At 71.9% G+C, this 26,025-nt stretch carries 23 protein-coding genes; 10 read left to right on the top strand and 13 right to left on the bottom strand.

Annotated features, from left to right (window positions below; genetic code table 11):
• Positions 1–43: 43 nt before the first annotated feature.
• Positions 44–1,135 (top strand): mechanosensitive ion channel family protein, encoded by a 1,092-nt coding sequence (locus ACFP1K_RS24540; RefSeq protein ID WP_380757297.1) that lies wholly within the window; start codon positions 44–46, stop codon positions 1,133–1,135.
• On the opposite strand, the gene ACFP1K_RS24545 is transcribed toward ACFP1K_RS24540, so the two are convergent.
• The 3 genes from ACFP1K_RS24545 to glgC all read right to left on the bottom strand — a co-directional run bounded on the left by ACFP1K_RS24545 (position 1,115) and on the right by glgC (position 4,336).
• A complete protein-coding gene (locus tag ACFP1K_RS24545) occupies positions 1,115–2,683 on the bottom strand; it encodes a hypothetical protein (RefSeq protein WP_380757299.1) in 1,569 nt (522 codons plus the stop codon). The genes ACFP1K_RS24540 and ACFP1K_RS24545 overlap by 21 nt on opposite strands.
• Positions 2,684–2,715: 32 nt before the next feature.
• Positions 2,716–3,033: a DUF5709 domain-containing protein gene (locus tag ACFP1K_RS24550; RefSeq protein ID WP_380757300.1), complete on the bottom strand. Its 318-nt coding sequence runs from the start codon at positions 3,031–3,033 to the stop codon at positions 2,716–2,718.
• A gap of 67 nt (positions 3,034–3,100) precedes the next feature.
• Complete coding sequence (glgC, locus tag ACFP1K_RS24555) at positions 3,101–4,336, bottom strand: glucose-1-phosphate adenylyltransferase (protein ID WP_380757302.1); 1,236 nt, start codon at positions 4,334–4,336, stop codon at positions 3,101–3,103.
• A gap of 67 nt (positions 4,337–4,403) precedes the next feature.
• Between glgC and glgA the strand changes: the two genes are divergently transcribed.
• Entirely contained in the window at positions 4,404–5,585 is a 1,182-nt protein-coding gene (gene glgA / locus ACFP1K_RS24560; protein WP_380757304.1) for a glycogen synthase, read from the top strand.
• A 40-nt stretch (positions 5,586–5,625) separates the two neighbouring features.
• Positions 5,626–6,321: a peptidoglycan editing factor PgeF gene (gene pgeF / locus ACFP1K_RS24565; RefSeq protein WP_380757361.1), complete on the top strand. Its 696-nt coding sequence runs from the start codon at positions 5,626–5,628 to the stop codon at positions 6,319–6,321.
• 33 nt (positions 6,322–6,354) lie between these two features.
• Here the strand turns inward: pgeF and ACFP1K_RS24570 are convergent, their stop codons facing one another.
• Positions 6,355–7,134 (bottom strand): GNAT family N-acetyltransferase, encoded by a 780-nt coding sequence (locus ACFP1K_RS24570; protein WP_380757306.1) that lies wholly within the window; start codon positions 7,132–7,134, stop codon positions 6,355–6,357.
• Between the two features lie 522 nt (positions 7,135–7,656).
• Here ACFP1K_RS24570 and ACFP1K_RS24575 point away from each other — a divergent pair.
• Complete coding sequence (locus ACFP1K_RS24575; protein WP_380757308.1) at positions 7,657–8,181, top strand: hypothetical protein; 525 nt, start codon at positions 7,657–7,659, stop codon at positions 8,179–8,181.
• Positions 8,178–9,665: an NADH-ubiquinone oxidoreductase-F iron-sulfur binding region domain-containing protein gene (locus tag ACFP1K_RS24580; RefSeq protein WP_380757309.1), complete on the top strand. Its 1,488-nt coding sequence runs from the start codon at positions 8,178–8,180 to the stop codon at positions 9,663–9,665. Before ACFP1K_RS24575 ends, ACFP1K_RS24580 begins: the two co-directional genes overlap by 4 nt.
• Before the next feature lie 48 nt (positions 9,666–9,713).
• Here ACFP1K_RS24580 and ACFP1K_RS24585 read toward each other — a convergent pair whose 3' ends face one another.
• Both ACFP1K_RS24585 and ACFP1K_RS24590 read right to left on the bottom strand, forming a co-directional pair.
• Positions 9,714–10,733, bottom strand: a complete 1,020-nt coding sequence (locus ACFP1K_RS24585) for a zf-HC2 domain-containing protein (RefSeq protein ID WP_380757311.1) — start codon at positions 10,731–10,733, stop codon at positions 9,714–9,716.
• A gap of 7 nt (positions 10,734–10,740) precedes the next feature.
• A complete protein-coding gene (locus ACFP1K_RS24590; protein WP_380757313.1) occupies positions 10,741–11,286 on the bottom strand; it encodes a sigma-70 family RNA polymerase sigma factor in 546 nt (181 codons plus the stop codon).
• Positions 11,287–11,455: 169 nt separating this feature from the next.
• Between ACFP1K_RS24590 and ACFP1K_RS24595 the strand changes: the two genes are divergently transcribed.
• Positions 11,456–12,097: a DUF4142 domain-containing protein gene (locus tag ACFP1K_RS24595; protein ID WP_380757315.1), complete on the top strand. Its 642-nt coding sequence runs from the start codon at positions 11,456–11,458 to the stop codon at positions 12,095–12,097.
• 145 nt (positions 12,098–12,242) lie between these two features.
• On the opposite strand, the gene ACFP1K_RS24600 is transcribed toward ACFP1K_RS24595, so the two are convergent.
• From ACFP1K_RS24600 to ACFP1K_RS24615, 4 genes are all read right to left on the bottom strand, one after another.
• Positions 12,243–14,588, bottom strand: coding sequence for a GMC oxidoreductase (locus ACFP1K_RS24600; protein ID WP_380757317.1), 2,346 nt, complete (start codon positions 14,586–14,588; stop codon positions 12,243–12,245).
• Positions 14,589–14,650: 62 nt separating this feature from the next.
• On the bottom strand, positions 14,651–15,751 hold the full coding sequence (locus ACFP1K_RS24605; protein ID WP_380757319.1) for an alpha/beta fold hydrolase: 1,101 nt from the start codon (positions 15,749–15,751) through the stop codon (positions 14,651–14,653).
• Positions 15,752–15,857: 106 nt separating this feature from the next.
• Complete coding sequence (locus tag ACFP1K_RS24610; protein ID WP_380757321.1) at positions 15,858–18,773, bottom strand: helix-turn-helix transcriptional regulator; 2,916 nt, start codon at positions 18,771–18,773, stop codon at positions 15,858–15,860.
• Positions 18,774–19,005: 232 nt separating this feature from the next.
• Positions 19,006–19,641: a TetR/AcrR family transcriptional regulator gene (locus ACFP1K_RS24615; protein ID WP_380757323.1), complete on the bottom strand. Its 636-nt coding sequence runs from the start codon at positions 19,639–19,641 to the stop codon at positions 19,006–19,008.
• A 122-nt stretch (positions 19,642–19,763) separates the two neighbouring features.
• Here ACFP1K_RS24615 and ACFP1K_RS24620 point away from each other — a divergent pair, with 122 nt between their 5' ends.
• From ACFP1K_RS24620 to ACFP1K_RS24630, 3 genes are all read left to right on the top strand, one after another.
• On the top strand, positions 19,764–20,960 hold the full coding sequence (locus ACFP1K_RS24620) for a cytochrome P450 (RefSeq protein ID WP_380757326.1): 1,197 nt from the start codon (positions 19,764–19,766) through the stop codon (positions 20,958–20,960).
• Between the two features lie 11 nt (positions 20,961–20,971).
• Positions 20,972–21,202 (top strand): ferredoxin, encoded by a 231-nt coding sequence (locus tag ACFP1K_RS24625; protein ID WP_380757328.1) that lies wholly within the window; start codon positions 20,972–20,974, stop codon positions 21,200–21,202.
• 246 nt (positions 21,203–21,448) lie between these two features.
• On the top strand, positions 21,449–21,949 hold the full coding sequence (locus ACFP1K_RS24630; protein WP_380757330.1) for a hypothetical protein: 501 nt from the start codon (positions 21,449–21,451) through the stop codon (positions 21,947–21,949).
• 146 nt (positions 21,950–22,095) lie between these two features.
• Here ACFP1K_RS24630 and ACFP1K_RS24635 read toward each other — a convergent pair whose 3' ends face one another.
• Entirely contained in the window at positions 22,096–22,905 is an 810-nt protein-coding gene (locus ACFP1K_RS24635) for a hypothetical protein (protein ID WP_380757332.1), read from the bottom strand.
• Positions 22,902–23,348, bottom strand: coding sequence for a hypothetical protein (locus ACFP1K_RS24640; RefSeq protein WP_380757334.1), 447 nt, complete (start codon positions 23,346–23,348; stop codon positions 22,902–22,904). The genes ACFP1K_RS24635 and ACFP1K_RS24640 overlap by 4 nt, the downstream gene beginning before the upstream one ends.
• Before the next feature lie 244 nt (positions 23,349–23,592).
• On the opposite strand from ACFP1K_RS24640, the gene ACFP1K_RS24645 reads away from it, so the two are divergent.
• On the top strand, positions 23,593–25,527 hold the full coding sequence (locus ACFP1K_RS24645; protein ID WP_380757336.1) for a DUF1996 domain-containing protein: 1,935 nt from the start codon (positions 23,593–23,595) through the stop codon (positions 25,525–25,527).
• 173 nt (positions 25,528–25,700) lie between these two features.
• Here ACFP1K_RS24645 and ACFP1K_RS24650 read toward each other — a convergent pair whose 3' ends face one another.
• Positions 25,701–25,832, bottom strand: a complete 132-nt coding sequence (locus tag ACFP1K_RS24650; RefSeq protein ID WP_380757338.1) for a hypothetical protein — start codon at positions 25,830–25,832, stop codon at positions 25,701–25,703.
• Positions 25,833–26,025 lie beyond the last annotated feature (193 nt).

Genomic DNA, 26,025 nt, shown 5'->3' on the forward strand with positions numbered 1-26,025 from the left:
GTCCGTCCCGGATCGGCGAGGGAACGACGAAGGAGCACGGCCGGTGTCATCGGCAGTGAAGTGGATAGTGCTGGTCGTCGCCGTGGTGGCGGCGCTGGTGGTGGTGGAGCTGCTCAGGCGGCTGCTCAGGTCCCGCAGGGTGAACGGGCGCTTCTCCCTGGCGGGGCCGATCGTCGAACGCTGCACCTGGCCCGGGTTCGCCACCGCGGGGCTGGTCGCCTTCGAGACGGTCTACGTCCCCGGCATGTCCGGCCGGTCCTTCGAGGGGCCGGTCGAGCAGACCGTCGCGGTGCTGCTGATCATCAGCTCCACCTGGCTGATCATCCAGGCCGCGTACGCGGTGACCGACGTAGTGCTGGAACGCCTCGGCCACGTCGAGGGCGACCGCAACCGCAGGGCGCGCCGCATCCGCACCCAGATCACCCTGGTGCGCCGGGCGGCCGCCGCCGTCATCATCCTGATCGCCCTCGGCGCGATCATGTTCACCTTCCCCGCCGTGCGGGCGCTCGGCGCCGGGCTGATCGCGTCGGCGGGCATCGCGGGCGTGGTCGTGGGCATCGCGGCCCAGTCCACGCTGGGCAACCTGATCGCCGGGCTCCAGCTGGTGTTCAGCGACGCCATCCGGCTGGACGACGTGGTCGTGGTGGACGACGAGTGGGGCCGCATAGAGGAGCTCACCCTGACCTACGTGGTGCTGCGGCTGTGGGACGAGCGCCGGCTGATCCTCCCGGTGTCGTACTTCACCAACACCCCGTTCGAGAACTGGACCCGGCACGGCAGCCGCGTCATCGGCCACGTGACCTTCAGCGTCGACTGGGCGGTCCCGGTGGCCGAGCTGCGCGCAGAGCTGTACCGCGCGCTGCGCGAGCACCCGCTGTGGGACCAGAAGGACTGGACGCTCCAGGTCACCGGCGTGCAGCCCAACGGCCTGGTGGAGCTGCGCGCCCTGATGAGTGCCTCGGACGCGCCGAGCGTGTGGGACCTCAAGTGCGACATGCGCGAGCACATGGTCGACTACATCCGGCGCAACCACCCCGAGTCCCTGCCGCGGGTACGCGTGGAGGACGTGCCCGAGCCGCGCAGGATCGTCGGCACCCGGGGCGTGCGGGTCGACTCAGGCGGACGAGGGGCGTAGCACCCGGGTGCCGCCGGCGATCAGCGCGGTGGCGAGGATCCAGCCGCAGGCGATGAGGGTGTTGGCCACCCACTGCGTCCAGCCGACCGGCTCCCACGCCCCGCGCAGCTCGAAGACGCTCACCGGCACCAGGAGGTCCAGGGTGTAGGGGAACGCGTGGAACACCCGCCGCTCGTCCAGGCCCACCTGGGCCGGCGGGTGGCCGGCGAAGATGATCGTCCCGGCGGCGAGCAGCAGGGCGAACCACGCCCCGGCCAGCCAGGGCCGGTAGCCGTACCCGACCGCGAGGTCCAGCAGGTACCCCGCCACCCGGCTCGGCAGCCTCAGCGTGCCGCGGCGGGCCCGCTGCTTGGCGAGCAGCACCCGCCGGGCGTCCTGGTCGTGGCCGATCCGGCGGTACCAGGAGGCCAGCTGCTCGTACGGCTGCGGCCGGTAGCCGTCGGGGTCCTTGGCCACCCAGCCCAGCCGGTGGGCGAAGGGGGTGCCGCCGCGCAGCGACTCGAAGACGAACCCGTTGAGGCGCACATCCCCGGGATAGGCGCGGGGGTTGTCGAGCAGCACCCCGATCCGGGAGTACGCGAGGTTGACCTCGCCCTTCAGCGAGGCGGGCGTGAGGATCAGCTCGTCCACCTGCATGTGACTCAGGTGCAGGCAGCGTCGCTCGTCGCCGAGCACGGCGTTGTTGAACGACAGCACCCCGGAGATCCGCGCGCCGCGCATCCGCACCGTGCCCTCGGCGGTGAAGCCCTCGCTGCACTCGACGCTGGAGGCCTGCATGTGGTCGGCGTAGACGGCCTGGCTACCGGTGCCCTTGATCACCGCGCGCTGCAGGTAGAGGCCGCTGTTGAACCGGGCGCCGATCAGCCGCAGGCCGCCCTCGGTGCGCATGTCGCGGCAGAACGCGCCGCCGTCCACGGTGAGCCCGCCGGCCCACAGCGCCCAGTGGTGCTGATCCCAGCCGCGTTCGCGCTGCTCGGTGTCGCTGTAGGGACGGCGCGGGTCGGACTTGAAGCTCTCGCTGGGCGAGGAGTCGGAACGGGGCGCGAACAGGCGGGCCCCGGCGAGGCGGAACTGGCCGCTGATGTGCGCGTTGTCCAGGCGCACCCCGGCGTGGACGGTGCAGGAGTCGAGCTCGAACAGCCCGTCGACGGTGCAGCGGGCGGCCCTGATGCGATGGATGTCGCAGCCGCGGAACCGCACGCCCTTGGTGGTCGCGTCGGACAGCGCGATGGTGCCGCCGATGTGGCAGTTGAGCAGGTGGAGCTTGGTGGTGAGGTTCGCGTCGGAGAGGTTCACCAGGCCGGTGATCCGCGCGCCCGCCAGCCGCAGCCCGGCCACCCGCCCGTCCTCCGGGGGCTGGGCGCCGAGCAGCAGCGCGGTCAGCACCCCGGCGCGCACCGTGCGATCGCGTCCCCACCGGCCGCCCTCGGCCGGGTCGTCCTTCCGGCAGTCACCGGTCCGCAGGTCGACCCAGTCGCCGGAGGGATAGGCGTCCCACACGCGTCGTTCCGCCGGGGTCAGCCGCCAGAATGGCCGTGATCTTCGCACATCCGGGACTTTAGCGTGCGAAGGCCGGCGCTTTACTCGGGTTCGATGTGCATGGCCCGTTCCTCGGCGGACAGATCGTCGTCGTCCGGTCCGGCGTAGAGGGCGAACTCCTCGGAGTCCACGTCCTCGTGGGCGCCCTCGTCCGGGGCGACCAGCCGCATGTTCTCCCGCACGGCGTGCGGGGGGCGGTCGGGGACCTCCTGCCGGACGCGGCGGGAGATACCTCCGGTGTGCTCCGGGTCCTCCTCCTCGAAGTTGTGCCCGAGGCGGACGTCGCCGGTCCACTCCGCGATCTCGCTCAACTGCTCGTCGTCGCCCATGTCGTCGGGGCCTCGCCGAAATTCCGTCATACTTCAACGCCTACCCAGATATAGCGGCTAGTCGCAGACGCCCCATGGATTGACCAAGGGCGCGCGCCTACCGGTCGATGATCTCGTTCTTCGCGATGACCACCACGCCCGCCCGCGTCACCGCGAATCGGGAGCGGTCGTACTCCAGGTCCAGGCCGATCCTGGCCCCGTCCGGGACCACCACGTTCTTGTCGATGATCGCCCGCCGCACGATGGCGCCCCGGCCGATCTTCACCCCGCCCATCAGCACCGAATCCTCCACCTGGGAGTGGGAGTGCATCACCACGCCCGGCGAAAGGATCGACCGGCAGGCGGTGCCGCCGGAGACGATCACCCCGGGGGAGACCAGCGAGTCGTGCGCCTGCCCCACCCGGTCGCCGTCGTTGTGCACGAACTTGGCCGGGGGCAGCGGGTCGTGCCCGGTGTAGATCGGCCAGTGCGAGTTGTACAGGTTGAACACCGGATGGGCCGACACCAGGTCCATGTTGGCCTCGTAGTAGGCGTCCAGCGTCCCGACGTCCCGCCAGTAGCCGCGGTCGCGCTCGGTGGAGCCGGGCACCACGTTGTCGGCGAAGTCGTACACCTCGGCGCCGCCGGCCTTGACGAACATGGGGATGATGTCGCCGCCGAGGTCGTGCCGGCTGCTCGGGTCGAGCGCGTCCTCGCGCAGGGCGTCGATCAGGGCCTGGGTCTTGAAGACGTAGTTGCCCATCGAGGCGTAGATCTGGTCGGGCGCGTCCGGCAGCCCGATGGCGTCGGTGGGCTTCTCCCGGAACGCCACGATGCGCCGCCCGGCCGGGTCGGTCTCGATCACCCCGAACTGGTCGGCCATGGTCAGCGGCTGGCGGATCGCGGCGACGGTGACGTCCGCCCCGGAGTCGACGTGCTGCCGGACCATCTGCTGCGGGTCCATGCGGTAGATGTGGTCGGCGCCGAACACGATGCAGTGCTCGGGCAGCTCGTCGTAGATCAGGTTGAGGTTCTGGAACAGCGCGTCCGCCGACCCGGCGAACCAGCGGGGCCCGAGCCGCTGCTGGGCGGGCACCGGCGTGACGTAGTTGCCGAGCATGGCGGACAGCCGCCAGGTGCGCGACACGTGCCGGTCGAGGCTGTGGCTCTTGTACTGCGTGAGGACGACGATCTTGAGGTAGCCGCCGTTGGCCAGATTGGACAGTACGAAGTCGACCAGGCGGTAGATGCCTCCGAAGGGGACCGCCGGTTTGGCCCGGTCGGCTGTGAGCGGCATCAGCCGCTTGCCCTCGCCACCGGCCAGCACGATCGCGAGGATTCTGGACGTCGTCATAGCACGACGTTACCCGCCTTTTCCTCACCAAATCCGCTCAAACATCACAGACGGCTAAGGTCTACCCATGCGTGTCGATCTGCTGAGCCGCGAGTACCCGCCGGAGGTCTACGGCGGGGCCGGCGTCCATGTCGAATACCTCGCGCGGGAGCTCCGCCGCCTGGCCGACGTGCGGGTCCGCTGCTTCGGCGCCCCGCGCGCCGAGCCCGCCGTGGACGCCTACCGGGTGCCCGGCGGCCTGGAGGCGGCCAACCCGGCGCTGCAGGTGCTCGGCGTGGACCTGGAGATGGCCGCCGCCTGCGAGGGCGCCGATCTCGTGCACAGCCACACGTGGTACGCCAACTTCGCCGGTCACATGGCCAAGATGCTGTACGGCGTCCCGCACGTGGTCACCACGCACAGCCTCGAACCGCTGCGCCCCTGGAAGGCCGAGCAGCTCGGCGGCGGCTACACCCTGTCCTCGTGGGCCGAGCGCGAGGCGCTGCTCGCCGCGGACGCGGTGATCGCCGTCTCCGAGGGCATGCGGCGCGACGTGCTCGCCTGCTACCCGGACATCCCGCCCGCCCGGGTCGGTGTGATCCACAACGGCATCGACACCGCCGAGTACGCCCCCGACCCAGGCACGGACGTCCTCACCCGGCACGGCATCGACCCCGCGCGGCCGTACGTGCTGTTCGTCGGGCGGGTCACCCGGCAGAAGGGCCTCGCCCACCTGCTGCGGGCCGCCCGCGCCCTCCCGCCGGACGCCCAGCTCGTGCTGTGCGCGGGCGCCCCGGACACCCCGGAGATCGCGGCCGAGATCACCGGCCTGGTGGAGGAGCTGCGGGCCCGCAGGTCCGGCGTGGTCTGGATCTCGGAGATGCTGCCGAAGCCCGAGGTGATCCAGATCCTCACGCACGCCACGGTCTTCGTCTGCCCGTCGGTGTACGAGCCCATGGGCATCGTCAATCTTGAGGCCATGGCCTGCGAGACCGCGGTGGTGGCCACCGCCACCGGCGGCATCCCCGAGGTCGTCGCGGACGGCGAGACCGGGCTGCTGGTGCCGATCGACCCCCTGGCCGACGGAGAGCCGCGCGAGCCCGAGGCGTTCGCGGACGCCCTCGCCGAGCGGGTCGCCGCGCTGCTGGCCGACCCGGGCACGGCCGCCGCCATGGGGAAGGCGGGCCGGACGCGGGCCGTCGAGCACTTCTCCTGGGCCGCCGTCGCCGCCCGCACCCACGCCCTGTACGAGTCCCTGCGACGGGCCTGACGGGTAGGCTGGCGCCGTGCTTGCGATCGACCGGGTGCGCATGGCGTTCACCGACCGGCACGGCGGGGTCAGCGGGGGGCCGTACGGCACCCGCAACCTCGGCGGGTCGGTGGGCGACGACCCGGTGTCCGTCAGCGAGAACCGCGCCATCACCGCCAAGGGCTTCGGCCTGGACCCCGCCAAGGTCGTGTTCATGCGGCAGGTGCACAGCCCCCACGTCGGCTACGTCACCGAGCCGTTCGGCGTCGACCCTCCCGAGCTGGACGGCGTCTACACCGACCGTCCCGGCCTCGCGCTCGCGGTGCTCGCCGCCGACTGCGCCCCCGTCCTGCTCGCCGATCCCGCCGCCGGGCTGGTCGGCGGCGCCCACTCCGGCCGGGCGGGCACGGCCGCCGGGGTGGTGCCCGCGCTGGTCGAGGCCATGCGCGCGTACGGCGCGGGCGACCTGATCGCGCTGATCGGCCCGATGGCCTGCGGCGCGTGCTACGAGGTGCCCGGGGCGCTGCGCGACCAGGTCGCCGCGGCCGTCCCCGGAGCGTGGTCCACCACCCGCGCGGGCACCCCCGCGCTGGACCTGCGCGCGGGCATCGCCGCCCAGCTCGCCCGGGCCGGCGTCGCCGACGTCCGCCACGACGACCGCTGCACCATCGAGAGCGCCGACCTGTACTCCCACCGCAGGGACCGCATCGGCGGCAGGTTCGCGGGCTACGTCTGGCTGAGCCCCGAGGCGGCCTGAGACCTCCGGCGGCCGGGCCCGCGGCGCCCGGGGTCAGCCGTGCTCGGCGGCGGCGTCCGCCCGTACCTCGCCGGGGACGATCACCGTCATCGCGGAGGCCGTGTGGCGGAAGCCCAGACGCTCGTAGAGGCGCCGCGCGGGGTTGCCCTCGGTGACGGCGAGGCCCAGGGCCGGGAGGCCGTGCATGGTCGCCAGGGCGAGCGCGCGGCGCAGCATCACCCCGCCGAGCCCGGCGAAGCGGGGGGCGGGGTCGCGGAACACGTCCATCACCCACGGGCCGCCGAACGGCGGGTCGGCGCCGAGCGTGCCCACCAGCACGCCGGCCACCACGCGGTCCTGGCGCAGCAGCAGGCCGCCGCACGGCAGCAGCGGGCCCCAGGACCTCCCGGCCAGCAGCGGCGCCAGCTCACCGGCCAGCAGGGCGGCGTCGCCGGTGTCGTGGTGGTCGGGGTGCCCGGGCCCGTAGGCGGCGCGCCAGGCGGGGAACACCTCGGCGGGAGGCACCGCGTCGCAGGCCACCACGCCGTACCCGGTCTCGGCCCAGCAGGCGGGCGCGGGCTCGGCCCGCAGGTCGCGCGAGTAGGTGTGGGCGTGCCGTAGCCGGGACGCCCCGGCGGCGAGCAGGCGCCTGCCGAGGTCCTCGTCGCCGGACACCACCCAGCCGGGCAGCCGGCGCAGGATCACCTCGTCGGCGCCGGGGCCGAGCACCTTGGCCATGTCGGCGTAGGGGCGTCCGGCGCGGGTGCCCTCGACGTAGCTGAGCACCGGACGGCCGGATCCGTCACTGATCGTCTGAGGGCTGCGAGTGTTCACGACGCTCAACGTTAGATCGCCTCCGGCGCGCCGGGCCACTGCTTTTCCGGTGGTCAGGACAGGTACGCGGTACTGACTTCGAGGTAGGGGAGTGGTCAGGTCGGCTGGTGAGGCGGGTGACGAATGCCCGAATTTCTGTAACGTTCTGGTACCAGCGAGACTCCAGAGGCGCTATTGTGATCGGCGCGCGCAAATGTCCCGATGATCCCGGTAGGCACCCAGCGGTATGTTGTCCGGTTTAGGCCGGTTCCGCATCATCTGGCGGAGGACGGGATGAAGGAAACGCGACACCGGCGGGCACCGCAAAGGTCTCGATCACGACCCCCAATCGTGGTCAGACTGGTCACCTCCACGTCGCTGCTGGCCGGCACCGCTCTCCTCGGAGCATCGGTCCTGGTACAGCTTCAGGATTTTCTTATTTTCTATTCGGGGGTGTTCACTCTCCTTGGACTGACAGGCACGGTGGTCGTCGGATTGGCGGCCACGGACCGACTTCTCCTCCGGGTGCGGCAACGCGTTTTCATGCAGGCACTGCATCGCTTCTTCGCCGTGTTCTCGGTGGGATTCCTCATCACGCACGTGGTCCTGCAGATCATGAGGGGACGGGTGGCTCCGTCCGACGCGTTCCTGCCCTTCGGCGACTCCGGTTTCGCGGTCTCACTCGGGACCGTCGCCGCCGAACTGATGATCCTGGTGGCGGCCACGGGCGCGTTCCGCGGCCGTTTCGTCGGGATCCGATGGCCATGGCTGTGGCGGGCGTTGCACGTCACCGCCTATCTGTCCTGGCCGGTCTCCATCGTGCACGGCCTCACCGCGGGCCGCGCAGCCGCGGACTGGGTGACCCTGAGCTATGTCGCCGCGATCGTCGCGGTCGGGTTCGTGCTGCTGGTGCGTCTGGTGGTGACGGTCGGGCCACGGGACCGGGCCCCCGCCAAGTTCAGGTCCGCCGGAAAGACCGGCGGCGGCCGCAAGGCCGAGACGATCCGGGTCGACGACGTCTTCGACGAGGAGTTCTGGGTGACGTTGCGCAAAGAGGTGCGGCGATGACGACGTACGGCGTACTGGACGTCTACCGCATCGGTCCCGGCCGGCTCACCGCCGGCCTGGACGCCTCCCCGCGCCTCGACTACGACACCCACCGGCGGGTCCACGGGCACATGCCCCGCCTGCCGATCGACGATCTGATAGCGCTCGCCGAGCTCGGGGACCTGCGCGGCCGGGGCGGTGCGGGTTTCCCCTTCGCCCGCAAGCTCCGGGCCGTGGTCGACTCGGCGGGCCGCCGCGGCGCCCCCATCACGGTGGTGGTCAACGCCACCGAGGGGGAGCCCGCGGCGCACAAGGACAAGGTGCTGCTCAGCAGGGCGCCGCACCTCATCTTGGACGGCGCGGACCTCGTGGCCCGCGCCCTGTCCGCCGTCGAGATCGTGGTGGGCGTCGCCCACGGCGGTCCCGGCGAACGGTCGCTGCTCAACGCCATCCACGAACGCGGCATCACCGACACCGTCCGCGTCGTCCGCATGCCGGACCGCTTCATCTCCGGCGAGGGCGGCGCGCTGGTGCGCGGCATCAACGGCGAGCGTCCCATCCCGCCCGGCCGCAAGGTCCGCTCCAGCGACCGGGGCGTGGGCGGCATGCCGACCATGCTCTCCAACGCCGAGACCTACGCCCAGCTGGCACTGCTGGCGATGCTCGGCGTCGACATGTACTCCTCGGTCGGCCTGCCGTCCGAGCCCGGGACGGTGATGCTCAGCGTCACCGGCTCCGCCCGGCGTCCCGCCGTGGTGGAGACCCCCACCGGGGTCCGGCTGCGCGAGATCCTCGACCTGTGCGACGCCACCATCGGCCAGGGTGTGCTGGTCGGCGGCTACCACGGCAAGTGGATGTCCGCCGAGGCCGCCGAGCGGGCCGAGGTGTCACGCGCCGGGTTCGAGGCGATGGGCGGCGTGCTCGGCGCCGGCATCGTGATCCCGCTCGGCTGGGAGTCCTGCCCGCTCGGCGAGACCGCGCGGGTGGCCCGCTACATGGCGGGCCAGAGCGCGGGGCAGTGCGGCCCGTGCTACATGGGCCTGCCGGACCTGGCGCAGGCGTTCGGCGCGCTCGCCGACGGTCACGGGCACATCGACGCGATCCACCGGGCCGCGGCGACGATGCGCGGCCGGGGCGCCTGCGGGCACCCGGACGGCACCTCGCGCTTCGTGCTGTCGGCCATCGACGTCTTCGCCGACGACGTCATGACCCACTCGGCGTACGGCACCTGCGGCCTGCCGACCCGCGGCGTGCTGCCGCTGCCCGACGAGCCGCTGTCCCGCGCCGCCGAGGCGCAGCTGATCCTCGACTGGTCCCGGTGCGAGGGCCACGGGCTGTGCTCGCTGGTGGTGCCGGAGCTCATCAAACTCGACACCCACGGCTACCCCGTGGTGAGCACCGCCTCGGTGCCGGGCAGGCTGGAGGGGGAGGCGCGCAGGGCCATCGAGATGTGCCCCGCGCTCGCGCTCCGCCTCACCCCCGCGCCCACCGAGAGCAGGCGTTAGGAGGAGGACCGCGTCATCATCCGCGCCCCCGGCCGGACCGGGGGCGCGTCAGGCCACCGGGATGTCCAGCAGGCGTACGCCGTCGTCCCTGCGCACCTCGAAGTGGGCGATCTCGCTCGCGGCGAGGGCCGTGGCCCCGGTGAGGCGCAGCGGGTCGGGATGTCCCGGCACGCCGAAGCCGCTGCCGGGGGGGACACGCCAGCCCGACACCACGTCGCGGTCGCCGTTGTGCGAGATCGCGATGAGGCTGCAACGTTCCGGGCCGGTCACCCCGCTGAGCTGGAAGTTCACCTCGGTGCCCCAGCTCTTGGTCACCATGCCGACCGAGCCGCTGACGCCGGTGTCCGGGCTCGTGCCCTCGCGGATCAGCGACGATCCCGTCTGGGAGGGCGCGGCCACCACCGGCGGGTCGTCGCGCGGCCACACCTGGGCCGTGGTGACGCCGGCCACCGCGACCACCATGGCCGCGGCCACGCCGAGCCACAGCGCGTTGCGCCGGCGGTCCCGCACGCGGGACAGCTCGTCGTCGTCGGTGCGGCCAGGCAGGTAGTCGTAGTCGTCGGCGCGCCGCCGGTGCCCCGTGCCCGGATGGCGCCGCGGCGTCTGCGGGCCGCTCGGCGTCCACAGGTCCCGCACCTCGCCGTCGCGGGTGTCCCGGGCGCCGGGCAGGTCGCGGACCACGCCGTCGCGGGCCTCGCGCAGGTCGCGCAGGTCGATCGGCTCACGGGTGTCGCGGGCCCCCGGCAGGTCGCGGACCACCCCGTCGCGGGCCTCCCGCAGCTCGTGCAGGTCGATCGGTTCGGAGACCGGGCCGCCCCCGGTGTCGCGCGCCGCCCCGTTGATGCGATATCCGGCCGTCGCGCCGCTCGTGCCGAGGCTCGTGCCGTTCACCGTGCGCTTCACGTCGCGCTTGACCAGGTCGAGCGCGTCGGGCAGGTCGTACATGTCCCGTAGCTCGTCCTGGCAGCTCGCGCAGTCGAGCAGGTGGAGGTCGAACTTCGCGGAGTCCTCGTCGTTGAGGACGCCGAGGATGTACGCGGCCACCTCGACGTGAGGGGGTGAATCCATCAGCCGGTCACCCCCTCTCCTTCATGGTCTTCTGCAGGGCGCGAAGCGCGTAGTACACCCGGGACTTGACCGTCCCGGGTGGCACCCCCAGCACTTCTGCCGCCTCATTGATCGTACGGTCGTGAAGGTACGTCTGCACGAGCGCTTCCCGATGCTCCTCGGAAAGGCTGTACAGGGCCTCGGACACCACCATCGCCGACAGCATGGGCTCAGACCCGTCCGGGATGGCGACGCTGTCGAGCTTGTCGGGCTCCACCTCCTGGGGGCGGACCGAACGCTGGCGATGGGTGTCGATGACGATACGGCGCGCCACCGTCATCAGCCAGGCCCACAGCAGACCGGGTTCGCGGTTCAGCTTCCCCGCGTTGCGCCACGCGCGGAAGACCGTCTCCTGGACGACATCCTCTGCCCATTGCTGGTCACCTCCCGTCAGTCTGCGCACGTTGCGCAGAAGGGGCCCGCCGAACTCGCGGTAGAGCGTCGCGACCAGTTGCTCATCGGAGTCGTCGTGTGCTTCTTCCGGCCCGGACCGGACACTGCGATGACGCTGCACAGGCACATGGTGGCAGCGGACCACCTGTCACGGTAAGGAAATCGCACAACTTCCACAAAATTAGGAAATCTCGCCCCACCTTGAACCGTGGCCGCCCCACTCCCGTACCTCTGCCCGACAAGCGCGCGCGGCGGAAGACAGCGGCACACACGGAAGGAGAGGGCATTCGGTGAACCGGCTTCAGTTCAGGCCCATGCGGATCATCGAGGTGCTCGGCGCACTGACATTCCTGGTCGTAGCCACGATCACGGTGCTGACCATCGCCCCGAACGCCATCAGGTCGGCGAGCGGAGCCTCGCCGGCGGACTGGACCAGCGCCGAGTCCGGCCCCATCGGGCCTTCGGACCGCGACTTCCTGATCAAGGTGCGCCAGGCCGGGCTCTGGGAGATCCCGACCGGCCAGCAGGCGCAGGAGCGGGCCGGCAGCCAGCGGGTCAAGGAGGTCGGGCTGATGCTGGCCTCCGACCACGTGAAGCTCGACGAGCAGGTGCGCGCGCTGGCCGCCAAGCTCAGGGTCCGGCTGCCCAGCACGCCGAACTCCGACCAGCAGGGCTGGATGGCCGAGCTGTCGCAGCTGTCGGGCGAGGAGTACGACAAGGTCTTCGCCGACCGGCTGCGCGCGGCGCACGGCAAGGTGTTCGCCGCCGTCGCCCTGGTGCGGGCGGGCACCAAGAACGACGAGATCCGGGCCTTCGCCCAGGTCGCGGTCGATGTGGTGATGAAGCACATGACGCTTCTGGAGAGCACCGGCAGGGTCGACTACGCCGCCCTCCCGACACCCCCGCCTCCCTCCCCTATCCCCTCCAAGTAGTAGGGGACGAAGACGATGAAGTCATCGATGGCTCACCGGCCCACCGCGGGCGACCGCGACCTCAGCCGCTGACCCGGGGCCGGCGGCCGATCGGTTCAGGGGATCCACCTCCCCCTCACCGGTCGGCCGCCTCGGGGTTTCCGCCTCACCCCGGTCCGTAGACGTCCCACAGTTCGCCGACGAAGAACCTCCCGAAGCGGGCGACGGCCGTCAGGCCGCGGGGCCCCTCGGTGTCGAAGCTCTTCAGCGTGGCGGCGAGGTCCATGGGCCTGATGTGCAGGGTGCCCGCGCCGAGCACCGTGGCCCCTTCGTCCTCGCCCTCCGGGACGTGACCCTCCAGCAGGCGCGAGAAGAGGGTCGAGGTGTCGAGCCACAGCCTGGTGGCCGGCCCGTGATGAACGTCCTTCCAGCCCGAAAGGGTGCGCGGCTCGCCCTCGGCGTCGGTGAACCACAACCGGTAGCGCATCTCACGCCGGTCGGAGCTCAGGCCGGGGGCGAACAGGTTGAACCATCCACGCTCCACCATGCGGCGTCCCCCGCAGAAGGGGGCGTCGACCCAGCCTTCCGCGCGCGCCAGGTGCGTGGGCTCGGCCAGGAAGCGGCTGACGTCGTCGATTCTGATGGTGAGCTCGAAGGAGAACCGGTCGCCGTCCGTCCGGGACGACACGTCGCCCGAACGCGGGTCGGCCACGCCGAGAGACAGGAAACCCCGCATCTCCTCGGTGAACGACAGGGACGTGCGCTCGCCGGGCCCGGGAGTCGGGCCGGACGGCAGTTCACCGGACGGGTCATGGACCAGGCCGGTCGCCACGGTCATGTGAAACTCAACCTCTTTCGTGGCCGTCGTGGATCTCTTGGGTGGGCTCGGACGCCGTTCCAGCATCCGGGTGCTCATGCGGTCCGACAGCGCCGCGATCGTCAGCGACGGGTTGGCCCCCACCGCTCCCGGCAGCGCGGCGCCGTCGGCGATGAACAGGCCCGGATGGTCGAAGACCTCGCCGTAGGCGTCGCAGACGCCTTCGCCGGGGTGACGCCCCATCGGCGCGCCGCCGAGGGGGTGCACGGTGACGATCCGCTTGGCGAGCCAGGCGGGCAGCTCGGCGTACTCGGCGCCGAGCACGTCCGACACGCGGCGCATGGTGGCCCGCACCCGCTCGAAGTAGTCCTCACCGGTCTCGGTGTGCCACTCGACGTCCAGCTTGCCGTCCTTCAGCCGCAGCACGCCGTCCGGCACGTCCCTGCCCATGCCGAGGAGGGGCAGGGACGAGACCGAGAGCTCGCCGCGGCCGAGCAGGTCGGCGATCTCTGCCGACAGGTTGGTGTCGCCGGTGAGCATGGCGCGCAGCCGTTCGACCAGGAACCGGGCGGCGCGGCCCAGTTCGCTGCGCACGTCGGCGCCTTCCACCAGCCAGTCGACGAACGCCGGGAAGCCGCCGTCCTCGATGTAGCCGCCCCGGCCGGTCTCGCGGGTGCCGTCGGCGGTGTCCGCCAGCCGGATCGCGCTGGTGATGACCGGGCCCCGGCTGGCGTTGATGGTGCGGGTGCGGGTGCGGTCCTTGGCCCGTAGTAAGAACGTCAGCAGGTCGCCGTTGCCGGAGAACCTGGTGCCGAGCGCGTTGCTCAGCCCGGGAAGTTCCGCGCGGCTGCGCAGCAGCAGATAGGTCGTGCCGAGCGTGCCCGCCGCCAGGACCAGCCGGTCGCAGGTGATGGTCCGCGGGCCGGTGGACGGCTGATGCGTGACGTAGTCGACGGCGTACCCGCCACCCCGCCTCGGCCGGATCCCGCGCACGTCGTGCAAGGTGCGAAGGTCCGCGCCGTGGTGGCGGGCCGCCGCCAGGTATGTGTGGTCGAGGCTGTTCTTGGCCCCGTCGTTGCACCCGAGGTTGCACTCCCCGCAGAGCCGGCAGGTGCGCCGCGGCACGCCGTGCAGGTTGCCGTACGGGCCGTCCACCAGGGGGAGCCCGATGCCGGGCGCCGCGCCCCGCGAGGGGGCGAAGCTGACCGCCAGCGGCGGCAGCTGGAAGTCCAGGCCGAGCTCGGTGGCGGCGTCCTGTAACGCCCGGGTCTTCGGGGTGTCGCTGTAGGCGTCGTGCTCCAGGGGATAGGAGGTGACGCCGATCATCTGCTCCACGGCGTCGTAGTGCGGGTCGAGGTCGGCCCGGGTGACCGGCCAGTTCTCGTGCCCGCCGTGCGGCAGCGGCTCCTCGTGCACGAACCACCGCTCGTCCTTGCGCAGCAGCACGTTGGCGTAGATGAGCGACCCGCCGCCGAGCCCGCTGGAGACCACCGAGTCGCAGCCGTCGAAGCTCCACACGTCGAACATGCCGTACAGACCCTCGGCCGGGTCCCAGAAAGCCTTCCCCATCTCGGCGGGGCTGCGCGGGAAGGTGCCGGGGGCGTAGGCACGACCCCGTTCCAGCACCACCACAGACAGCCCCGCCGAGGCCATGCGGTACGCCGCGACCGAGCCCCCGAACCCGGATCCCACCACAACGACGTCCGCGTGTTCCGCACCCGAGGGCGCGCCTGGAATGTTCGTGATCATTATGTGCCTCAGCCCGCGTGACGCTTGAGGAAGTCGAGGACGCGCGGGAACACGTCCACGTGCGCGTTCTTCCCGATGAGCGGGTCGATGTGCCCGTACCCCGGCAGGACCTGCAACTCGTGCCGGCCCGGCGCCCGCTTGGCCAGGACACGGTGGCACACGATATTCGAGTCGGTGAACACGTCGTTGTGGTCACCGGTGAGGAAGAGCACGGGGGTCTCGATCCGCCCCGCGTCGGCCAGATAGTCGTCGGGCAGGGCGGCGAGCCGCGGATCCCCCGGATCGCACTTCACCGCGCGCCCTGCCCGCACCATCTTGTTGATGTGCCTGTAGTAGTTCACGTCGGCCGCCGCGTTCAGGTCGGCGAGCCGCTCGTGCAGGTGGGTCTCCGGTGCGAGGTTGCCGTGCCGGTACATCGCCGGGCGTCCACTGCCCCACATGAAGCTCTGCATGTGGCATGCGGGCTCGCGGCACTCGGGATGGAACAGCGACACCGCGCGGGCGAGCAGGCGCCGCCGGCTGAGCGGCGGCGCGCCCGCGAAGCGCGGGTCGAGGTACGGCAGCCCCAGGCCGTACTCGAGCATCGGCGGGCCGAACCGGAGTTTGACGCGGGCCCAGGCGGGGACCCGCGGGGTCAGCCCCACGCTGTTGGCGACCATGCTGGTGACGCCGGTGACGGCCCCGCCGAAGAGGCTCATCATGTAGGACACCGATCCCAGGCAGTGCGCGATGACATGGATCCGCCGTGCCCCAACGTGACGGCGGAGTTCTGCCATTGCTGCCGGATGATCGAAGGCCGCGATGTCGTCCAGGGTGAACCGCCGGGTCTCCATGTTGTAGGGGAACCGATTGCTCATCCGGAAGTCGAGCGTCCAGACGTCGCCGAAACCGCTGTCCAGCAAGAAGCTCACCAGGTTGTGGTGCTCCGGCATGATGAACATGTCGCTGGACGAGGTCAGGCCGTGGACGAGCAGCACGACGTCGTCGCAGTCCGCGGAGCGGTACCGTGTCAGCGTCAGGCCGAGCTCGTCCTCGGTCGAGAAGGGATGCACCGAGATCTCGGCCCCCGGCACGCCGTCAAGCGTGAAGCGCGAAATGCGGTGTTCCATCTGACCGTCCTCCTGCTCTTGACCCACCTCAAACAATGCCAACAGGGGACCCCGTACGGCATCGTGGAAACCCCGTACATACCTACGTGCCCGCGCGGGTGCGGACTCAGGGTCCGCCGCGGTTCAGCTTGGTGGCGACGCCCACGCGTGAGGTCACACCGAGCTTGGCGAACACGTGGGACAGGTGGGTCTCCACGGTGCGGACGCTCAGGAACAGCTGTTCGGCGATGAGCTGGTTGGTGAGCCCCTCGGCGACGAGCAGGGCGATCTCGGTCTCCCTGGGCGACAGCCCGTGCGGCCCGGAGGCCTGGCCACCGGTGCCCGCCGACGACACCCGCACCCCGAGGCGGCGCTGGGCGCGGGCCGCCTGCGCGGCCAGGCTCCGGGCGCCGGAGGCGTTGAAGATCTCGCTGGCGTCGCGCAGGCGGGCGCGGGCCAGGGCGCGCTCGCCCGCCTCGCCGTAGGCGATCCCGGCGGTCATCAGCGCCCGTCCGGCGTCCATGCGCCGCTCGCCCGCGGTGAGCAGGATGGACGCCTGGTCGGCCCGCTCGGCGGCGGCCCTCGGGTCGCCGGTGCGCAGCGCGTGCGCCTCGGCGAGCGGGACCAGGCCGGAGAACACCGGCAGCTGCGGCTGGGTGAGCGTGGCGGCGCGCTGGGCGTAGGCCATGGCGGCCTCGGGGCGCCCCCGGGAGGCCTCGGCGTAGGCGAGGTGCTCGCAGCAGGTCAGCAGGGTGGCCTTGTCCAGTCGCGGGTCGACGAACCCGTCGCAGGCGTCCAGCAGCGCCTCCACGCCCTCGTCCACCCGCCCGACACAGATGAGCGCGACGCTGCGGGCGTAGCGGGCCATATCGCCCCACACCTCGTCACCGCCGACACCGACGCGGATCGCCTCCTCGCCGGCCTGCAGCGCTGCCTCGTGCTCGCCCGACCAGGTCAGGGCCAGGCACAGGAACGTGAGGGCGAACACCGTCTGCTGGCCCGACTCCAGCAGCCGGGCGCCCTCCACCGACTCCTCGGCGGTGTCCAGCGCCTCGGGCAGGCGGCCGAGCACGATCAGGGTGCGGGCCCGGCCGGCCAGCAGGTTGGTCAGGATGTAGTCCTGCCCGGTGGAACGGGCGACCGCGGCGGCCCGGTCGAAGTGACGCAGCGCCGACGAGTAGCGCCCCATGTAGTCCTCGGCCCAGCACGTCCACGCCACCGCGTCCAGCCATTCGGCCAGATGCTCGTCCAGCGCGCCGGTGATCATGCTGTCGGCCGCGTCCGCGGCGTGCAGCGCCTCGGTCAGCCGCCCGGCCGCCAGCGCGGGCATGGGCCGCAGCGCCGCCACCGCCATCGCCAGGCCAGGCGCCCAGCCCTCCTCGGAGTCGGGCATCAGGTCCAGCACGGCCTGCGCGGCGCGGAAGTCGGCGCGCATCATGCTCTCGGCGACGAGGCGCATGCGCAGCGGGATGGCGACGGCGGCGCGGGGGTCGGGCATGCGGCGCAGCTCGTCCAGCAGCAGGGCGCGCGCCTCGTGCGGGCGGTCGAGCTGGCGTTCCATCAGGGCGCAGATGCGGGCGGCCTTGGCCCGGCGGGCGTGGTCGTCCTCGGGGAGCAGGCGCAGCAGCTCGCGGGCCGTGTCGCGGCCGTCGGCGAGCCGGCCGCTGACGCCGAGGGCGCGGCTGAGCTCCATGAGCAGCTCCAGGCGCTCCTCCAGCGTGCCGGGCTCCTCGGGCATCAGGTCCAGGGCCTTGCGCAGCCAGTGGGCGGCGGTGACCGGGGCCTGGGCGGCGACCGTGCGGGCGGCCTCCACCAGGGTGGCGATGGCCCTCTGGTCGCCGAAGCTGCCCGAGCGCTCGATGTGGTGGGCGCGCATGGTGGCGGGCGCGCCGAGACCCGTCAGGTGGGCGGCCAGGCGGGCGTGCGCGGCCAGCCGCCAGCCCGCCGCGGCCGACTCGTAGGCGGCCTGCCGGACCAGGGGATGACGGAAGCGGAACCTGCCGCCGGTGCCGGGGCGCACGATGTCGCGGGCGACCAGCTCGTCCAGGGCGTCCAGGGTCCTGGCCTCGCCGACCTCGGCCGTCACGGCGGCCAGCGCGGGCTCGAACTCGTCGGCGGTGACCGCGGCGGCCTGGGCGACCAGCAGCGAGCCCGGCGACAGGTCGCCGAGCTCGACCTGGAGCGCGGCCCGCACGGTCGCGGGCAGCTCGCCGACCGCCAGGCGGCTCATCCTGGCCAGCGCCTCCAGGTAGAACGGGTTGCCGCCGCTGGCCTCGAACAGCGCGGCGCGGCGGCTGCGGTGCACCGCGGGGCCGAGGAACTGCTCGACCTCGGCCTGGTTCAGCGGCCCGACCGCGACCTCCCCGCCCCGCACGCCCGCGCTGCGGGCCAGCGCCGCCAGGCGCGGGGTCACCTGCATCGGGCGGTAGGCGACCGCGACCAGCACCCGGCCGCGCGGCGGATGGCGCACCAGGTGGTCCAGGAACTCGGCGGAGCTGTCGTCGGCCCAGTGCACGTCGTCCAGGATGAGCGCCAGCCCGGCGGGGGTGGCCAGCTCGTCGATGAGCTGGCGCAGCGCCCGGTAGAGCCGGTAGCGGACCATGCCGCTCTGGTCGCCGTCGTCCTCGTGGCCGGCGCCCTCCGCGGGCACCGGCATCTTGGCGGCCAGCGCGGGGAACACCGCGGCCAGCAGCCGGGCCTGCCCGGCGCCGAGCCGTCCCGACAGCTCGTCGCGGCGGGCCTCCAGGTGGTCGTCCAGCGCGTCGACGAGCGCGCTGAACGGCATGATCTGCTCGAACTCCGCGGCCCGGCCCCATAATGTGGTGATGCCGCGCCCGCCGGCCATCGCCGCCAGCTCGGCCATCAGCCGTGTCTTGCCCGCGCCCGGTTCGCCGACCACGGCTCGGAACTGGAAGCCCCGGGTCACGGTCGCGTCCACACTCTGGGCGAAAGCGCGCAACGCGTCACGCCGCCCGACGAGGGGGACGCCCTGGGGGACCGGTCCGGCGCCGTCGCCGTCCGGTTGAGCCTCACGACCGTTCATGTCTGTACCCCACAGCGTGACGGAACACCAGGAACAGCCACGCCGCAATCCATTTCTGCCAGGGACTTTCACGCGCGGTGTCCCATGTGGTCGCGCGCATGCCACCGAGAGGCGCCGGGTCGGCACCCTCGGGGAACGATTTTGTCGTAATACTGGCGGGTAGCGTGTTGATCGACCGGATCAGACCCATTACGCCCAGGATGAGCAAGACATAGGCCCGTCCGCTACCCTTTTATGGCGAATCTTGGTGTCCTAGCCCCTGTAGGCCGCTGATGGCCAGCTCCGCGGCCCGGTGCGCCGCCGCCACGACCTGCTCGGGGGAGCCGCCGTGGTCCATGGTGACGGTGGCCGCGAGCTTCGCCCCGCCGATGAACGCGCCGATGGCCGTGGCCGCCTCGACGTGGTCCAGCTCGCCGCCGTACGCCTCGTGCAGCGCGCCGGCCAGCTCGCGCTGGAACTCGAACAGCAGGTGCAGGGCGCGGGCCTGGAGGGCCGGCACCTCCCTGATGATCCCGCTGCGCTCGGGCATCATGCGCAGCACCAGATCGCCCTCCACGGGGTCCAGCGTCAGGATCGCGTCGGCCACCCGCGTCAGCAGCGCGGCGACGGGCTCGCCCGGCTCGCGCGCGGCGATGAGCGCCAGCGCCTGCTGGGCGCGGGCGCGGGTGTCGTGGAAGACCACGTCCTCCTTGCTGGCGAAGTAGCTGAAGAACGTGCGGGTGGAGACGTCGACCGCGGCGGCGATCTCGGCGACGGTGGTCTCCTCGTAGCCCTTGTGGTGGAACAGGCGCATGGCGGCCTCGCACAGCGAGTGGCGGGTGCGCAGCTTCTTGCGCTCCCTGAGTCCCTGCGGCTGTCGTTCGACCATGGACGAACTTTACTGCATCGGATGCTTTTTTTCATCCATTGCAATTTCGGAGCGTGTACTGTTTTGTGGAAAGGTCAGGAACGAGGCCACGACAGGAAAACGTCCGTGTCAAGGAGCGCGCCATGACCCACACCGAGCCACAGCCGGTCACCTACCCGATGTTCCGGGCGCATCCACTCGATCCCCCCGCCGAGCTGGGCCGCTGGCGCGAGGAGAGCCCCGTGCGGCCCATGGTGTTCGCCGACGGGCACCTCGGCTGGCTGGCGATCAGCCACGCGGCGGTGCGCGCCGTGCTGGCCGACCCCCGCTTCAGCACCCGCGTCGAGCTGCTGCACCCGCCGGTGGGGCAGCGGATGAGCCAGATGGTGCGCCGGCAGATGCCCGGGTTCTTCCTCCGCGAGGACCCGCCCGAGCACACGCGCTTCCGCAAGCTGCTCACCGGGCAGTTCACCGTGCGCCGCATGAAGCAGCTGGAGCCGCGCATCGAGAAGATCACCGGCGACCGGCTGGACGCCATGGAGACCGCCGGGGCGCCCGCCGACCTGGTGCGGGACTTCGCGCTGCCCATCCCGTCCCTGGTCATCTGCGAGCTGCTCGGCGTGCCGTACGCGGACCACGAACGCTTCCAGCGCGACTCCAGCGCCCTGCTCAACCTCGAGTCGACCCCCGAGCGGACCCGTGAGGCGCTGGACGGCCTGATCGGCTACCTGGGCGAACTGGTGGTCCGCAAGCAGAGCGAGCCCGGTGACGACCTGATCAGCGGCCTCGTCGCCGGTGGCGGCCTGACCGTCCCGGAGATCACCGGCGCCGCCGTGCTGCTTCTCATCGCCGGCCACGAGACCACCGCCAACATGCTCGCCCTCGGCACCTACACCCTGCTGCGCCACCCCGACCAGCTCCACGCCCTGCGCGACGACCCCGCCCTGATCGACGGCACCGTGGAGGAGCTGCTCCGCTACCTCAGCATCGTGCACCTAGGGCCCGTCCGCGCCGCCCTGGAGGACCTCGAACTCGAGGGCCAGGTCATCAGGGCCGGCGAGAACGTCGCCCTCTCCCTGGGCGCCGCCAACCGCGACCCCCACCGCTTCGCCGCCCCCGACGCGCTGGACATCACCCGGGACGCCGTGGGGCACGTCTCGTTCGGCCACGGCATCCACCAGTGCCTGGGCCAGCAGCTGGCCCGCATCGAGATGCGCATCGGCTACCCCGCGCTGTTCCGCCGCTTCCCCGGCCTCCACCTGGCCATCCCCGCCGAGGACGTCCCCCTGCGCTCCAACATGGCCATCTACGGCGTACACGAGCTCCCCGTCACCTGGTAGGAGGGGGCGTCATGCGGATTCAGGCGGACAAGGGACGCTGCGTGGGCGCGGGCATGTGCGCCCTCACCGCCCCCGCCCTCTTCGACCAGAGCGAAGACGACGGCACCGTGATCGTCCTCCACCCCGACCCACCCCCCGCCCTGCGTGACGCCGCCCTCCGCGCCGTGCACTCCTGCCCCTCCACCGCCCTGTCCCTCAGCGGCGACCTCCCCGCTCCAGGAGAGCCCGGGAATCCCACTTGACGGTGCCCGGCCATTGTTCTCCCAATGCGGGAGAATTGCGGAAAGTCGGCCATCAGATCGTCCCCGAGATGGGAGATTTGATAAAACTCCGACTTCTTTGGTGGTTGATGATTCATGTATCCATGGCCGGAGGAGGCCCTTGTCGCCGGGTGGCACCGGGCGTGTCTTCTCAGGGCGTCATTGCTGGCGGGGAACGCGGTCCCTCTGGTGGCTCCGCCGGGGACGGTGCGGCTCTTCCCGGGGGAGGTGGTCCACGCCGACGCGCCGCTGCGGCACGAGGTGTGGTACGGCATGGACGTCCCGTACTCGCAGTCCGTGGTGGCGTTCGGCGGGCCGGTGATGTTCACGGCCGGCATCCTGGCCAGTGCCGTTGGCAACGCCATGGCGAGGCAGAAGGCCGCGCGGATGGCGGAATCCCAGTGGCGATTACACGGTGAGAATCAGACGATGCTCACCAATCATCGCGTGCTCGCCTTCGCGGATGGGCGATGGCTCACCTGGGCGCACCAATCTGTCATGGAATTGTGGGCTGCGCCCCGTGAGTCCACCTTTGTAATGGTTTTTAGCGGAATAGACCCATTGCGACTGACGGGGCCGGGCGCACCCTGGTTCGCCGTGGCGCTGGCCTTCATCCTCTACGGCCCGAGGTTCCTGGCGGAACGACCCGAGTTCCAGTGCATGGACCTGATGCCGCCTCAGCCGGGACAGTCGCTCGGTGCCGGTGAGGAGAGACGAGAGAGAGGCTGAGGCCAGGCGCACGCCTTCGCCGGCGCGCGGCTCCGGCGGGCACGTTGCTCCGGCGGGCACGTTGCTCCGCCGCGCACGTTGCTCCGCCGCGCACGTTGCTCCGGCGGGCGCGTGGTTCCGGCGGGCATGCCGGAGCACGGCGCGGTCTACTGTCCGGGCATGGGGTGGCCGGACATGGACGGGTCGCCGCCCTGGCCTTGGTGGCCGCCGAGGCGGATGGTGCCGCCAAGCTGGGCGCGGAAGTGCTCCAGCATGGCCTGGGTGTTGCCGACCAGGATCCAGCGGGTGCCGACGAGGTAGGCGCCGCCGTAGTCGACGGCATCCGCCAGCCATTGGTCCCTGCCCTGGTCGGTGGTGAAGGTCGTGATGGAGTACTGGCCCTGCGGCGTCTTGCACATGCCCTGGCGCAGCTCGGCGGCGTCCACCTGCATGCTCGGCTTGGCGCACCCCGTGCGGGCCGCGAGCTCCTCGACGCTGGCGGGCCCCCCGGCCGGCCCCCGCGACGCGCCGAACCCGGTGACCACCAGCGTCGCGGCGAGCCCCGCCGCCACCGCCAGCGCCCCGAGCCCCGCCGTCACCCCCCACCGCCGTGGGACGGCCCGCGCAGGCGGGTGGAGGACCGCCCGCGCGGGCGCCTGAGAGGCGACCCGAGACTCTTGGAGAGCGTTCTCCGATCCGGGCTCGCCAACACCGGCCGCCTCGACGGAGCCCGCGACGTCCGTACTGCCGTCGGTCTCCGCGTGGCCGTCGGCTTCTGTGCGGCCGTCGGCTTCCGTGTAGCCATCGGCTTCCGTGCGGCCGTCGGCATCCGTGCGGTCGGCCGTTTCCCTGAGATCCGTGGCCTCCGTGGGATCCGGCGCCTTGGGGGAGCCGGCCTCGGTGGGGGGCGCGGTCTCCGTGAGGTCCGGGGTGCCGGGGGAGGGCGGGCGGGGCTTGGTGTGGTGCGGGGCCGTCATGGGGCGGCGGTGACCAGGTTGCCGCCCACCTTTTCGCTGAAGGTCTGCAGCAGGCCGGTGTCGTTGCCGGCGATGACCCAGCGGGTGCCGACCAGGTAGGAGCCGCCCCACTTCTTGGCCTCGTCCAGCCACTGCTGCTTGCCGTCGTCGGAGGCGAAGGTCGTCACGGTGTACTGACCCTTGCTGGTCTTGCAGACGCCCTGCCGAAGCTCGTCCGCGTCGGTCTGCACCTCCGGCTTCTTGCAGCCGGTGCGGTTGGCCAGCTGCTTGAGCGTGGCGGGCGGGCCGGGGTTGACGGGGGCGACCGCGTCGCCAGCGGCGGCGGGGGTCGTGTCCGGCGTGTCGCCGCCCCCGCACCCGGTGACCAGTCCGAGCGCGAGGACCGCGCCCGCCATCGCGGCCACCCGTGCCGCCGCGCTAGTGGTGAGGCCGAGGCTTCCCATGGCAGTTCTCCCGTCTGTGCCTATATGAGGTCACCGCCAGCGGGTACGGCGCGCGCGCCCGTCCGGTTCACCCTTTCTGGGAGAGAAGGCCGCGGGGGCTCGGGGACACGTGGGGGGCGAGTGATTCGTGATGAATTTGAAAGATTCCGCGATCCCGTCGAACCGAACCCGCGAACGCCCCGTACCTCGTGCCGATGGGGCACCAACCACGCCGCCCTGAGAACAAACTCCGGGAGGAGTTCGAATGATCCGAATCCAGCACAGACGGCGGTTCAGGCCCGTCCTGAGCCTGGCCCTTGGTGGGGCAGGCCTCAGTCTGGTCCTGGCGAGCCTGACCCCGGCTGGGCGGCCGATAGCGGACCTGTCCTTGTCGGCCGCTCCCGCCGCCGCCTCGCGTGTCGTGGCCGCGGGCGGGTCGCCGTCGGTGAACTGCCCCTCGGTAGCCGACCAGCTGGGCGATGTGCCCGCCGCCGTGGCCGCCGAGGTAGAGCGGAACCTGGACCTTCTGGACGCCCAGATCGCGGAGGCGAACCGCCGCCTGGCCCAGACACGGGGACAGAGCTCCTCGTTCATCCGCAACGCCGTGCTCAACCCCCTGCAGGACAAGAGGCTGGCCACGCTCGACCGGATCGCGACCACCATCGGCCGGGTCGCCGAGCGCCCCGAAGGTCTGCGGGACCTGGCGGGCTGCGGAGTGCGCACCGGCTCGGCGAGCGGCCAGAACCCCAGCGCGTCGGCCTCGCCCACCGGTGACGCCGACCCCAGCGCCCAGCCCAGCGACGAGCCCACGGCGTCGGCCCAGCCGACCGCGTCGCCCACCTCCAGCTCCTCCGCCGGCGCCGGCAACGGCGCGGCCCGCACGGTCGCCTGCCCGTCGGTCGCCGACGAGCTGCCGGACATCCCCTCCGCCGCGCGGAACGCGGTGCAGCGTGACCTCACGACGCTCGACCGCCAGATCGCCCAGGCGAACCAGCGGCTCAGCAGGCTCGGCAGCCGGGCCAACACCAACCAGATCCGCGCCGCGGTCCTGACCCCGCTGCGCCTGGCCCGCGCCGTCGTCATCAACCGCATCACGCAGACCCTGCGCCGCGCCGGCGTCCGTACCGGCAACCTCCAGGGCCTCGCCACCTGCTCGCTGGGCAACGCCGGCGGGGGCGGGCAGTCGCCGTCGCCGAGCCCGACCGCGTCCGACGACCCGACCGCGTCGCCGTCGCCGACCGGCACCGGCGACCCGACGGCCAGCCCGACCGCGAGCCCGACCGGCTCGGCCACGCCTTCCCCGAGCGGGACCGGCGGCGCGACCGGACCCTCGCCGGACGACTTCGTGGACATCCGCAGGGTCCAGCCGAACGTGAACCGGCCGGCCGTGCAGCAGGCCGGCTCGCGAGGCACCTTCGTCTCCAACTGCGGCCGCAACGAGAACGGCCACCACAACAGCGACAACGTCATCGTGGCGCCCGGCGTGACCAACGGCGCGCACCACGTGCACGACTACGTCGGCAACCTGGACGCCAGCGGCTTCTCCACCAACGACAGCCTCCAGGCGGCCGGGACCACCTGCACCAACGGCGACAAGTCCACCCACTACTGGCCGGTCGTGCGACTGCAGAACCGCCAGGGCGACGACGCCGACAAGCCCGGTGGCGGCCTGGACGGCAACATCGGCCAGATCGTGCGCCCCGCCTCCGCGACGATCACGCTGCGCGGCAACCCCACCAGCAAGGTGGTCGCCATGCCGCTGTTCCTGCGCATCATCACCGGTGACGCCAAGTCGTTCACCAACGGCACGACCAACGCCAACGCGCGCTGGACCTGCACCGGCTTCGAGAACCGCCAGCTGCGCGACAAGTACCCGATCTGCCCGCGCGGCAGCCAGGTCGTCCGCCTGCTGCAGTTCCAGAGCTGCTGGGACGGCAGCAACATCGACAGCGCCAACCACCGCACGCACGTGGCGTTCGCCGCGGCGGACGGGACGTGCCCGAGCGGCTTCAAGGCGATCCCCGCCCTCGAGCAGCGGATCACCTACAACGTGCCGCCCGGCCCCGGCTTCGCGCTGGACAGCTTCCCCGAGCAGCTTCACAAGCCGGTCACCGACCACGGCGACTTCATCAACGTCATGTCCGACGCACTGATGAAGCGCGCCGTCGACTGCATCAACAGCGGAAGGCGCTGCGGCTGACACTCCCGGCCACGCACGCGGCGCACCGGCACCAGATCCGAGAGGAGGTCGCCTCCGCACTCCGCACAACGCGCGACGCCCCGCGAGAGCATTCTCGCGGGGCGTCGCCGTGCCGCCTGTATCCCGGGGGCGCCGCGGCGCGTGGCCGGGGTCACCGGCGGTTCGCGCCGCTCCTAGTCGTAGTCGTCGTCCCAGTCATCGTCGTCGTCGTCATCGTCCCCGTCACCGAAGAAGAGGTTCGGCGCGGAGGCGGCCACCATGGCGGCCGTCAGCAAGATGCCGAGCGCGGTGAGTCGTTTGAGCATGGGAATCACTCCGTGCTTCGTGAGCGGCCTCGGGCGGCTCGCCCGGGGTCTACGGAGCGTCGCAATGGCCTCCCGGGATGCGCCAGTACGGCGCGATACGGAACCACCCTAATCACGACTTACCCGTCAGGTCACCCGGCGGGAGGCAAACCCCCGGCATGCGTTCCGGCAAACCCCGCGGCCACCCGCCGGA

The sequence above is a fragment of the Sphaerisporangium aureirubrum genome (assembly GCF_042658925.1).
GTDB classification, from domain to species: domain Bacteria; phylum Actinomycetota; class Actinomycetes; order Streptosporangiales; family Streptosporangiaceae; genus Sphaerisporangium; species Sphaerisporangium aureirubrum.

Excerpts from the sequence above, each read along its gene's own strand:
- ACFP1K_RS24550 (WP_380757300.1), bottom strand. The coding sequence starts at position 3,033 with ATGACGGAATTTCGGCGAGGCCCCGACGACATGGGCGACGACGAGCAG.
- glgC (WP_380757302.1), bottom strand. The coding sequence starts at position 4,336 with ATGACGACGTCCAGAATCCTCGCGATCGTGCTGGCCGGTGGCGAGGGC.
- glgA (WP_380757304.1), top strand. The coding sequence starts at position 4,404 with ATGCGTGTCGATCTGCTGAGCCGCGAGTACCCGCCGGAGGTCTACGGC.
- pgeF (WP_380757361.1), top strand. The coding sequence starts at position 5,626 with ATGGCGTTCACCGACCGGCACGGCGGGGTCAGCGGGGGGCCGTACGGC.
- ACFP1K_RS24575 (WP_380757308.1), top strand. The coding sequence starts at position 7,657 with ATGCAGGCACTGCATCGCTTCTTCGCCGTGTTCTCGGTGGGATTCCTC.
- ACFP1K_RS24580 (WP_380757309.1), top strand. The coding sequence starts at position 8,178 with ATGACGACGTACGGCGTACTGGACGTCTACCGCATCGGTCCCGGCCGG.
- ACFP1K_RS24585 (WP_380757311.1), bottom strand. The coding sequence starts at position 10,733 with ATGGATTCACCCCCTCACGTCGAGGTGGCCGCGTACATCCTCGGCGTC.
- ACFP1K_RS24605 (WP_380757319.1), bottom strand. The coding sequence starts at position 15,751 with ATGGAACACCGCATTTCGCGCTTCACGCTTGACGGCGTGCCGGGGGCC.
- ACFP1K_RS24610 (WP_380757321.1), bottom strand. The coding sequence starts at position 18,773 with ATGAACGGTCGTGAGGCTCAACCGGACGGCGACGGCGCCGGACCGGTC.
- ACFP1K_RS24615 (WP_380757323.1), bottom strand. The coding sequence starts at position 19,641 with ATGGTCGAACGACAGCCGCAGGGACTCAGGGAGCGCAAGAAGCTGCGC.
- ACFP1K_RS24620 (WP_380757326.1), top strand. The coding sequence starts at position 19,764 with ATGACCCACACCGAGCCACAGCCGGTCACCTACCCGATGTTCCGGGCG.
- ACFP1K_RS24625 (WP_380757328.1), top strand. The coding sequence starts at position 20,972 with ATGCGGATTCAGGCGGACAAGGGACGCTGCGTGGGCGCGGGCATGTGC.
- ACFP1K_RS24635 (WP_380757332.1), bottom strand. The coding sequence starts at position 22,905 with ATGACGGCCCCGCACCACACCAAGCCCCGCCCGCCCTCCCCCGGCACC.
- ACFP1K_RS24640 (WP_380757334.1), bottom strand. The coding sequence starts at position 23,348 with ATGGGAAGCCTCGGCCTCACCACTAGCGCGGCGGCACGGGTGGCCGCG.
- ACFP1K_RS24645 (WP_380757336.1), top strand. The coding sequence starts at position 23,593 with ATGATCCGAATCCAGCACAGACGGCGGTTCAGGCCCGTCCTGAGCCTG.
- ACFP1K_RS24650 (WP_380757338.1), bottom strand. The coding sequence starts at position 25,832 with ATGCTCAAACGACTCACCGCGCTCGGCATCTTGCTGACGGCCGCCATG.